Raw genomic sequence first — 10,554 nt, 5'->3', positions numbered from 1 at the left:
AAATAACGTTATGCTATTTAAACTCTGACTTTGTTTTTATATTAGAATAAATTAAATTACTAATATGGTAATGAAAATTAGGAAAACCACATTTCCAAAACCTTCAAATTGTTTGTTTTTTAATCCAAAACGCCAAGCCAACGTGTTCAAGGCGTAGGATATAATCATAAATCACACACTTGTGGCAATAGTTATTAATATAATTTTCAACTGTCCCGATGACTCATTTTTCGCAATTTTATTTATAAAAACGCTCAACAATTCTTTCACATTGAATTGGCTATTTTTATTCACATTTAATAAATTAGATAGCGCTAATTAAATGTAACCGATTACTTTTTTGTTTCTATTTCTATAGAAAAAAGTCTTAAATCCACTTTCTGACTTCCTTCTCTGAATATATATTTTTGCTCATTTTGGGCGATAATTTGACCTTGAGAATAGAGTTTCCCTATCACTTTCATTTCTCCTTTCCCAGCTTGAATTGGCGCAATAAGAAAAGAATATTGAACTGGTAACTGAACACCTTGATATTGCTGAGAAGCAACAGTAAGACATTGATTTTCAAAGTCTTGACACATATCCACCTCTATATAGGTCGAAACTGGAGGATGGTATCCTTCGACAGAAATCCACCCATATACATTCGCTTGGCTCTGAACGGAAAATGGCTGTGAAGTCCCCACGGACTGAGCGCATCCAGTCAATAACATTAAACCGATAAGACCGGCCCACTTACTGCTTTTCATTTAGGCTCCCATAAATTATTTTTATCGTCTTATTATGATTTATTTTTACACAACTTCTTATGTGTACGTTTAAATTTTCGGCTTATATTTATTCTACAGATGGACAGCAATAACGTTCCACGTACAACACGTAATTAACATAGTATTTAATTTTTAAGATAACACAATTCTAATTCTTGATCGCTTGTCGATATAAACCAAGATCTCACCATAATAGAATTTAATAACCGTTAATCTTTATATGCACCAGCACTCATTTGTAAGATTAGAAGCAAGGTGTCAATTCTGGGTTTCCGGCCAAAATATAATAACTAACAACCAAAATTGATAAACACGCCCCACGATATCGAATATGTTTCCCGATAAAATTCTCAAAAGGACTGTTTCTATGTCAGCACGCCAAACTATCGATGAGGTTTTACAGAAGTTTGCTCATCAAATAGGCTTGCCTGAACTGCATTTGACGGACAATGAACTAAGCTTAGCTTTTGATGATCACTTGAAGGTTCATTTCATCTTTCATCCAGAAACGAATACGCTGCAACTGGAAGCGGAAATTGTTGGATTACAAATTGTCAATTCTGATCTTTATCGTTCTTTTTTGGCGTTCAATTACCATTGGCCAGAACACCAATTATTTTTCAGTTTAGATAATCATAGGCACGTACTGTGTTTGAATAAACTGATTGGCATCGAGCAATTGGATTATGAATATTTTGAAAATGCGTTGGCGGAATTGTTGACGCAAAGCGAGTCATGGGAGTCGTTGCTATCTGCTCACGTAGTGGCCGAAGAGACGCCTGCTATGCCTCAAAGTTTAGATCTGAGAGTTTAGGTGTCTTATGTCTAATGACATCCAATCTGCACGCAACAGCCAACCCATTCACGGATTGGAGCAAGTAGAGCGACGTGAACTTGCGCCACAAGGAACGTTTCAAGGTCGCAAAGTGACCCTACTCTCTTCATCAGAAAACAAACAGGCACGCATGAGCTCAAAGCGAGAACTAAGCGAATGTTTAAACCAGTTCGCGAGCCTTGAATCTTGCAATCAAGTCTTGGATTTTGAAAAGCCAACTGGATTTGAGAAGCAAAGCGCTGCTATCGAAAAGCTTTTTGAGCGAAAGATAGATGTGATTGCTCGAAGCGAAAAGTAAACACAAGTTATCACGCACGCACACTCCCTTCTGTGGTTTAATGAATGCCAATAAAAAACCCCGACAATTCGGGGTTTTGAGTTCGTATTTAACTTAAGATATCAAGCTTAGAAAAAGCCTAACGGGTCAATGCTGTAGCTAATCAGTAAGTTCTTAGTATTCTGGTAGTGATCCAGCATCATCTTGTGCGTTTCACGCCCGATACCCGATTTCTTGTAGCCACCAAACGCTGCGTGTGCAGGGTAAGCGTGGTAACAGTTAATCCAAATTCGACCAGCTTCGATATTACGGCCCATGCGATATGCCACGTTTGCATCACGCGTCCAAACACCTGCACCTAAGCCATACTCCGTGTCGTTCGCAATTTCCAGTGCTTCCGCTTCATCTTTGAACTTAGTGATAGCAATCACTGGGCCAAAGATTTCTTCTTGGAAGATTCGCATCTTGTTGTGGCCTTCCAGCATTGTTGGCTGAATGTAGTACCCTTGACTGATTGACTCTGGCTGTTCTGATACACCGCCACCAAAAACCACTTTTGCGCCTTCTTCACGGCCGATTTCTAGGTAACTTAAAATCTTATCAAACTGTTCTTGAGAAGCCTGAGCACCAACTTGAGTATCGGTATCGAGCGGGTTACCTTGCTTGATTAACTGCGCACGTTCCGTCAATTTCTCTACGAACTTATCGTAAATCGCTTCATGAACCAGCACACGAGATGGACAGGTACAAACTTCGCCTTGGTTGAAGAAACCAAGTAACGTACCTTCAATACACTTATCGAGATACTCATCTTCGTAATCGAAAATATCTGAGAAGTAGATGTTTGGAGATTTACCACCCAACTCAACTGTCGATGGGATCAAGTTGTCTGCCGCACATTTTAGAATGTGATTGCCAACTTGTGTTGAGCCCGTAAACGCGAGTTTTGCAATGCGGTTGCTGGTTGCTAACGCTTGGCCTGCTTCTGAACCAAAGCCGTTTACAACGTTGATGACGCCCGGAGGAAGTAGATCACCGATTTTTTCCATCAAAACCAAAATCGACGTTGGCGTTTGCTCTGCTGGCTTCAATACCACACAACAACCCGCCGCAAGTGCCGGTGCCAGTTTCCAAGCCGCCATCAACATAGGGAAGTTCCAAGGGATGATTTGACCAACTACGCCAATCGGCTCTGGGAAGTGATAGCTTGCCGTGTGCTCATCCAGCTCCGCCGCACTGCCTTCTTGTGCGCGAATACAACCCGCAAAGTAACGGAAATGATCCACCACTAAAGGCAAGTCCGCCGCCAAGGTTTCACGAACTGGTTTGCCGTTTTCCCATGTTTCTGCAACCGCAAGTTCTTCTAAATGCTGTTCAATACGGTCTGCGATTTTCAGCAAGATGTTCGAACGTTCGGTCACACTGGTTTTCGCCCACTTTGCTTTGATGTTGTGTGCTGCATCCAATGCTAAGTTGATATCTGCCTCGCCAGAACGGGCAACTTTACAATACGCTTGCCCGTTGATTGGTGAGATATTGTCAAAGTACTCACCACCCGTTGGTTTTACCCATTCCCCACCGATAAAATTATCGTAATGCGATTTGAAATTAACGATGGCATTTTCACTACCTGGCTGTGCATAGATCATAACTCTTCCTTTTGTTTCTCGTTCATTAACGACAGTGTCGTATCGCACTGTTCACAAAGAGCATTACGCAAGTCACACGCCAACTACGCCACACTTGTTGTTAACTAAATGTAAAACTATGATTACCAAGCGATAACAAACCAAGTGAGCGATGTTTGAGCGGATGTATGGTGTGAACACCAATGTTCAAGTGTTCCAAAATGGCACACCCTCACTGTGACAAAATGGTACAGTCATGGAACTTCAACACATTAGCGATAACAACTGGCTTTCTACGTCATGGATCCGAAGTGAACAGGCGGGTTTAAAACAGCGTCGACGCCCTGAAGATATTCGAGTGACACCAGCGACACTTCAAGATAGGCGTCACCAACTCAACTTCTTATTGGAAACCGTCACCCAGTTTGCTCTCCCGCTGTTTAATCAGCTTTTTGCTCACAGTGACAGCCGCTTAATTCTGACGGATGCCGACGGCGTTATCATCGGCAGTTGGGGACAACCTAAGTTCCGCGAAAAGTTGACCGAAATAGCGCTGAGTTCGGGGGCCTGCTGGCAAGAAAAGGTCAAAGGCACCAACGCGATTGGGACTGCGATAATTGAAGCAAAACCGGTCTCTGTCATCGGCGATCAACACTTTATCCAACACCATCGTTTTATTAGCTGCTCGGCCAATCCTATTTTCGATCATCTTGGTCATTTGATTGGCGTATTAGATATCACCAGCGAGCAAAAGAAACATGATTTCTCAACGCAGGTGCTGGTACAAAACATGGTGCAGCAGGTTGAAAATCAATTGCTTAACTTGATTCCACAAGGGCATATTCGTGTGGATTTGGCGTGTGAGAAAGGCTTACTGAACAGTGGGTGGCAAGGGATTATAATCGCCAATGAAGATGGACAGATTCTTGCGCACAACCAAGTTGCTTCTCAGCTCCTCGCGCAACAAAACGTCATCGGGCAATCGCTCGAACACATTCTTTCTATCCAGAGTGCCGACCATCCTTTCGTGTTCAAAACAAAGCCGCTGACCGACAAAAAAGTGAAGTCTCGTTCCGTTACCGCTTCTAATGATCTTCATTACGGTGATTCCGCTGTCGAGCATTGCTGGCAACAAGCCAATCGCGTTATCGATAAAGACATCAGTTTACTGATTCTCGGAGAGACTGGGGTCGGTAAAAATGAGTTCGTGAAAGCGCTACATAAAAACAGCCAGAGAAAAACGGGACCGTTGGTTTCCGTTAACTGCGGAGCGTTACCAAAAGATCTGGTTGAGTCCGAATTGTTTGGCTACGTAGCCGGTGCCTTTACTGGCGCAAACAGCAAAGGCTATCAGGGTAAAATTCGTCAGGCTCATAAAGGGATTTTATTTCTGGATGAAATCGCCGACTTACCGTTAGAAGCTCAAAGCCGCTTGCTTCATGTGCTTCAAGATAAGACTGTACTTCCCGTTGGTTCAAACCAAAGTGTTCAAGTCGATACGCAAATCATCGCGGCCACGCATAAAGATCTCGATAGCTTGGTTAGCGAAGGATTGTTCCGTCAAGATTTATACTATCGTCTCAATGGCTTGATCATCGAATTGCCTCGCTTTGAAGAGCGTGATGATAGGCAACAACTGATTGAGAATATCCATCGGCGTCATGCTGAATCTGAACAACAACTCTGTCCTCACCTACTTTCTCTGCTGCTTTCTTACTCTTGGCCGGGAAACCTGCGAGAACTCGATAGTTTAATCAAAGTATCCGCGTTAATGGCGCAAGGTGAAGAAACGTTGGAGCTCGCTCACGTACCGACTCACCTGAGTAAGAAGCTCAGCCAAGCTCAAGACGTAACAACCACTGCAGAGCCAACATTAAAACTGCGTGCAACCGTCGAAGACAAACTGCTTAAAACATATCAAGCAAATCAGGGCAACATCAGTAAAACCTCTCGTATGCTTGGCGTGAGTCGAAATACGATTTATAGAAAGCTGAAAAGCCTCGGCATATTGGGTTAATCCATAACCTCAGATACAAAAAGAGCACCTTTGCGGTGCTCTTTCTATTTGAAACCTAGCTTACAGGCCGCCTTGTTGTTGCGCCTGTTTTACTAATGCCTGACGTTGAGTTTCCTTCTCAGAGATCACTTGGTTGTCCTTGTGTATTTCCTGATCCAATTCTGCCGGAATGAAAACAAAGTACTTGTTAAGAGTCATCTTAGAACCTCAATTTGTTGTGTTAATCACCTTCTTGGTCAACATAAACAACACCAGAAAAACACGTTTTACTGGATCCTTGTTGCTGGTTTCAAAAAATAAAGGATGTTCATTTATTAAACATCCTCCATGTGGGCGCTAATTATAGGCGTAGTTCAAAGGCTTACCTAGCACTCTTTTTCGCCTTTCTTGCAACCTTAGTTTCATTCTCAAAACTGATGCAATCACACATATTCAATAAAGTATTGTTAAACAAAGAAAAGTGATTTTCGATTCTATAAATCAACAGGATGAGAAGCACTTCCCCTGCACCTTATAAAATTAAGGTAGGCGACGTTTTAAATTACAAATTCATGCATAACAGTCACTGGCCTGTGCAGTAAAATTCTTTTGACGTGATAATCAAATAAACTCATATCTCTGCAACTTCATCCACAAATTTGTCTACCAGTTCAATATTTCACCTTTTTTGAGAAATCTTTAGCCACTTTTTTGGGTGAAAATGCCAAGAAAGGAAGACAATCTAAGTGTGGAATATAACCACACTTGTCTATCCCCACTCAGCTTTGGGAGGCGTTTATGAAAAGTAACAAACTTGGCCATGTGATGTCTTTCAGCAGAATGTTTTCCTTCATTGCGTTTTTGACGGCCACATTCGCATGGATTCTCAGCATGTATGCCCTATTCACTGTTTCTGTAGTGGCTCTTGTGGTCAGCGCAATTCTCTACCTCAAAGACAGATTCTATCAAAACAAGAAAACGACCACAGAAAAGAGCGCCTAGGCGCTCTTTATGTTTCCTAAAGCCAGACACAAAAAAGGATGCCACTTGGGCATCCTTTTACATTTAGTCGGTCTACTTAAAACAATTACACGTCGTAAGTTGTAGACGCTGTGTTACCGCCTGTACCTGTCCAGTTAGTGTGGAAGAATTCACCACGCTCACGGTCGATACGCTCGTAAGTGTGAGCACCGAAGTAGTCACGTTGAGCTTGCAGTAGGTTCGCAGGTAGACGAGCTGTTGTGTAACCGTCTAGGAACGTTAGTGCAGAAGTCGTACATGGCATTGGGATGCCTGCTTCCAGAGACTTAGCTGCAACTTTACGCCATGCTACTAGGCTGCTTTGTAGGATACCTTTGAAGTAATCATCAGAGCCTAGGAATGCTAGTTCTGGGTTTGCTTCGTATGCATCACGGATGTTGCCTAGGAACGCAGAACGGATGATACAACCACCACGCCACATAAGAGCAACGTTACCGTAGTTTAGATCCCAGCCATTCTCGTTTGATGCTTCGCGCATTAGCATAAAGCCTTGAGCGTAAGAGATGATCTTAGACGCTAGTAGCGCTTGACGTAGTGCGTCAACCCACTCTTGCTTGTCACCTTCTACTGGCGTGATTGTCTTACCGAACAGTTTCTCAGCTTCAACACGTTGATCTTTTAGTGCAGATAGGCAACGAGAGAATACTGACTCAGAGATAAGCGTTAGTGGAATACCTAGGTCTAGTGCGTTGATACCCGTCCATTTACCTGTACCTTTTTGGCCAGCAGTGTCTAGGATTTTTTCAACTAGAGGTTCACCATCTTCGTCTTTGTAGCCAAGGATGTCAGCCGTGATTTCAACTAGGTAGCTATTTAGCTCAGTGTTGTTCCACTCTGCGAATACCGCTTGCATTTCATCTGCAGACATACCAAGACCGTCTTTCATGAACTGGTAAGCTTCAGTGATCAGCTGCATGTCGCCGTATTCGATGCCGTTGTGAACCATCTTAACGAAGTGACCTGCACCATCGTTACCAACCCAATCACAACAAGGCTCGCCAGCGTCAGTTTTCGCAGAAATACCTTGGAAGATAGGCTTAACCGCTTCCCAAGCTTCTGGAGCGCCGCCAGGCATGATAGATGGGCCAAAACGTGCACCTTCTTCACCACCAGATACGCCAGTACCAATGAAGTGGATGCCTTTTTCGCGTAGTGCTGCAACGCGACGGTTTGTATCTGGGTAGTTCGTGTTACCACCGTCGATGATGATGTCGCCTTTGTCTAGTAGAGGGACTAGAGCGTCGATGAATTTATCGACAACGTCACCTGCGCGAACCATTAGCATCACTTTACGTGGCGTTTCTAGCTTCTCTACTAGTTCTTCTAGAGAGTATGCACCGATGATGTTCGTGCCTTTCGCTGGTCCTTCCAGAAACTCGTCTACTTTGGCAGCAGTACGGTTGTGAGCTACCACTTTAAAACCGTGGTCGTTCATGTTTAGGATAAGGTTTTGACCCATTACTGCTAGGCCAATTACACCGATATCACCTTTCATTGTTTCTCTCCAATTGTCTTTCATTGACGAGCAAGCGCATTAAGCGATTTTTGCTGCTGCGTCCAAATCTAAATACCATTCCGTCAGACCCGCTTTTGCATGGATCTTCGCCGCCGGATATGGAAGTACGTTAGCTGGTGAACTGTTGATTTCTTCAACAATGTCCGCTTTACCCGCGCCAAGTACTAAATAGCTAATGCGTTTCGCAGCTTCTAATACGCGTGCGGTTTTCGACACACGAAGTTGGCCCGACTCAGGATGCGCAGCTACAAGAGATAGGTTCGCATCATCATAATTCGTTTGGCCAGGGAACAAAGAAGCTGTGTGACCATCTGCACCAACGCCTAATAAGATCCAGTCAAACACAGGTGTACCGTTTTCAGTCGGGATCACCTCTGCCATCTCTTTTGCAAAGCGCTCTGCTTCTGCTTTAGGCTCATCTTCGCCGCGGATACGGTGAATGTTTTCCGCAGGAATATTTACTTGGCTAAACAGCAATGTGTTTGCTTCACCGTAGTTGCTTTCTGCATCATCAGGTGCCACGCAGCGTTCATCACCCCACCAGAAGTGAAGGTTTTGCCACTGAATCGACGTTGCGTAAGCCTCAGAAGCCAACAGTTTAAACAGCATTTTAGGAGTGCTGCCGCCAGAAAGAGAGATGTGAACAGGTCGGCCCATTTCGCTGAACGCTTTCATGTCGTTAGCTAGGCTTTCTACTACCTGCTCCGCAGTTTGATAGATCTTATGGTTGATCATAGTTCACAGTAGTCCGTATCTGTTAGGTTTTTACATGGGAAACGCCAAGCGCGGTTGTCACGCTGAAGCAAGTCATCAGACTCTTTAGGACCCCATGTACCACATGCGTATCCGAAGAGTGATTGAGGATCTTGTTTGAAGTCTAAAATTGGCTGAACGTACTGCCAGCATGCTTCAACTGCATCGCTACGTGCAAATAGCGTCGCATCGCCATTTAGAGCATCAAGTAGAAGACGCTCGTATGCAGTTAGCATTTGAGTCTCTTGCAGGTCTGCGTAGTGGAAGTTCATTTTCACTTCCTTCGCTTTAAAGCCTGCGCCAGGTTCTTTCAAACCAAAGCTCATTTGAATACCTTCGTCTGGCTGAATGCGAATGATCAGTTTGTTTTCTGGCGCATTTTGGCCAAACACTGGGTGCGGTGTTTGTTTAAAGTGAATAACCACTTCAGTAACGCGAGTCGGAAGACGCTTGCCAGTGCGTACATAGAAAGGTACACCATTCCAACGCCAGTTGTTGATGTAAGCTTTTAGCCCAATGTACGTCTCAGTACGAGAATCATCCGCTACGCCATTTTCTTCACGGTAACCCGGAAGGTGTTGGCCGCGCACGTCTGATGCAGTGTACTGACCAAGGACAAGATCGTTACGTAATGCTGTTTCATCCAGTGGTTTTAGGCATTGAAGCACTTTCACCACTTCATCACGCATTGAATCTGCGTTGATTTGTGCTGGTGGTTCCATACCGACCATTGCCAATACTTGTAGCAAGTGGTTTTGGAACATGTCGCGCACAGCGCCAGAGTTGTCGTAGTAACCACCACGCTCTTCTACGCCTAGGAATTCAGCGCCTGTGATTTCCACGTAATCAATGAAGTTACGGTTCCAAAGCGGTTCAAACATCGCGTTAGAGAAACGGAAAACAAGCAGGTTTTGAACCGTCTCTTTACCTAGATAATGGTCGATACGGTAGATTTGATGTTCTTGGAAGTGCTCGTGTATCTCTTTATCCAACGTGCGTGCTGACTCAAGGTCGTAACCGAACGGTTTCTCGATGATCAGACGTTTCCAGCCATCTTCCTCATTGTTCAAACCATGTGCTGCAAGGCTTGCAGGGATCACACTGTATAGGCTTGGAGGTGTAGCTAGGTAGAAAAGCGTATTACGTTGTTCGAATTGATATTCGTCGGCAAGTTGGTCTAAACGTGTTGCCAGCTTGCTGTAATCTTGCGTGTCAGAAGTGTTAATTGCTTGGTAATGCAGATGGTTGATAAATGCATCAAGCGTTTCTGGCTCGGTTTTTTCCATTTCTTGAAGCGATTTTTTCAGCTTCTCGCGGTAGGACTCGTCACTGTATTCAGTACGACTTACGCCAAGAATGGCAAAACTCTCTGGAAGCTGCTTGTTCGCATAAAGGTGGTATAAAGCAGGAATGAGCTTACGGTATGTAAGGTCACCTGAAGCACCAAAAATAACGATGCTGCTGTTTTCTGGTATTACCATCATCTTTCCCTTAAAAACGAGGTACTTATTGTGTGCCCGGATACGGCTAAAGGATGAGCCAACCCTATCAATGACACTCAAAAATAGAAAATTGGTCTTACCTATTACGTTGATAGGTAAAGTCTATAGGCCCAAAGAACCTCAAGAAGTTGCGCTCCTAATCATCAGAAACACGACGTTTTGAGGCCATTTAGGTCACTTATGTCTCAAGAGCACAACCTTGCGCTCAGTGGAGGAAAGTCCGACACGGGGCAGTA

Annotated in this window: 10 protein-coding genes; 4 read left to right on the top strand and 6 right to left on the bottom strand. The window is 44.0% G+C overall.

Annotation, left to right across the window (positions count from 1 at the left end; genetic code table 11):
• Positions 1-332 precede the first annotated feature (332 nt).
• Positions 333-749, bottom strand: coding sequence for a YscW family type III secretion system pilotin (locus BIW15_RS08555; protein WP_077280840.1), 417 nt, complete (start codon positions 747-749; stop codon positions 333-335).
• Positions 750-1,137: 388 nt separating this feature from the next.
• Here BIW15_RS08555 and exsC point away from each other — a divergent pair, with 388 nt between their 5' ends.
• Both exsC and exsE2 read left to right on the top strand, forming a co-directional pair.
• Entirely contained in the window at positions 1,138-1,584 is a 447-nt protein-coding gene (gene exsC / locus BIW15_RS08550; RefSeq protein ID WP_005464682.1) for a type III secretion system regulatory chaperone ExsC, read from the top strand.
• Positions 1,585-1,591: 7 nt separating this feature from the next.
• Complete coding sequence (exsE2, locus tag BIW15_RS08545) at positions 1,592-1,903, top strand: T3SS regulon translocated regulator ExsE2 (RefSeq protein ID WP_021448606.1); 312 nt, start codon at positions 1,592-1,594, stop codon at positions 1,901-1,903.
• Positions 1,904-2,010: 107 nt separating this feature from the next.
• On the opposite strand, the gene BIW15_RS08540 is transcribed toward exsE2, so the two are convergent.
• Entirely contained in the window at positions 2,011-3,531 is a 1,521-nt protein-coding gene (locus BIW15_RS08540) for an aldehyde dehydrogenase family protein (protein WP_005464448.1), read from the bottom strand.
• Positions 3,532-3,766: 235 nt separating this feature from the next.
• On the opposite strand from BIW15_RS08540, the gene BIW15_RS08535 reads away from it, so the two are divergent.
• Positions 3,767-5,527, top strand: coding sequence for a sigma-54-dependent Fis family transcriptional regulator (locus BIW15_RS08535; RefSeq protein ID WP_077280839.1), 1,761 nt, complete (start codon positions 3,767-3,769; stop codon positions 5,525-5,527).
• Between the two features lie 60 nt (positions 5,528-5,587).
• Here BIW15_RS08535 and BIW15_RS25085 read toward each other — a convergent pair whose 3' ends face one another.
• On the bottom strand, positions 5,588-5,725 hold the full coding sequence (locus BIW15_RS25085) for a hypothetical protein (protein ID WP_005464410.1): 138 nt from the start codon (positions 5,723-5,725) through the stop codon (positions 5,588-5,590).
• Positions 5,726-6,304: 579 nt separating this feature from the next.
• On the opposite strand from BIW15_RS25085, the gene BIW15_RS08525 reads away from it, so the two are divergent.
• Positions 6,305-6,508, top strand: a complete 204-nt coding sequence (locus BIW15_RS08525) for a hypothetical protein (RefSeq protein WP_005464314.1) — start codon at positions 6,305-6,307, stop codon at positions 6,506-6,508.
• A gap of 85 nt (positions 6,509-6,593) precedes the next feature.
• Here the strand turns inward: BIW15_RS08525 and gnd are convergent, their stop codons facing one another.
• The 3 genes from gnd to zwf are packed head-to-tail and all read right to left on the bottom strand — an operon-like array spanning position 6,594 to position 10,297.
• Positions 6,594-8,042: a decarboxylating NADP(+)-dependent phosphogluconate dehydrogenase gene (gnd, locus tag BIW15_RS08520; protein ID WP_005477829.1), complete on the bottom strand. Its 1,449-nt coding sequence runs from the start codon at positions 8,040-8,042 to the stop codon at positions 6,594-6,596.
• A 39-nt stretch (positions 8,043-8,081) separates the two neighbouring features.
• Positions 8,082-8,798 (bottom strand): 6-phosphogluconolactonase, encoded by a 717-nt coding sequence (pgl, locus tag BIW15_RS08515; protein ID WP_017448949.1) that lies wholly within the window; start codon positions 8,796-8,798, stop codon positions 8,082-8,084.
• The gene (gene zwf / locus BIW15_RS08510; protein WP_005500460.1) at positions 8,795-10,297 is read right to left on the bottom strand and encodes a glucose-6-phosphate dehydrogenase; all 1,503 of its coding nucleotides are present in this window, start codon (positions 10,295-10,297) and stop codon (positions 8,795-8,797) included. The genes pgl and zwf overlap by 4 nt, the downstream gene beginning before the upstream one ends.
• Positions 10,298-10,554 lie beyond the last annotated feature (257 nt).

Source organism: Vibrio sp. SALL6, from assembly GCF_002002385.1.
GTDB classification, from domain to species: domain Bacteria; phylum Pseudomonadota; class Gammaproteobacteria; order Enterobacterales; family Vibrionaceae; genus Vibrio; species Vibrio parahaemolyticus.
This window is presented reverse-complemented; position numbering and strand designations above follow the sequence as displayed.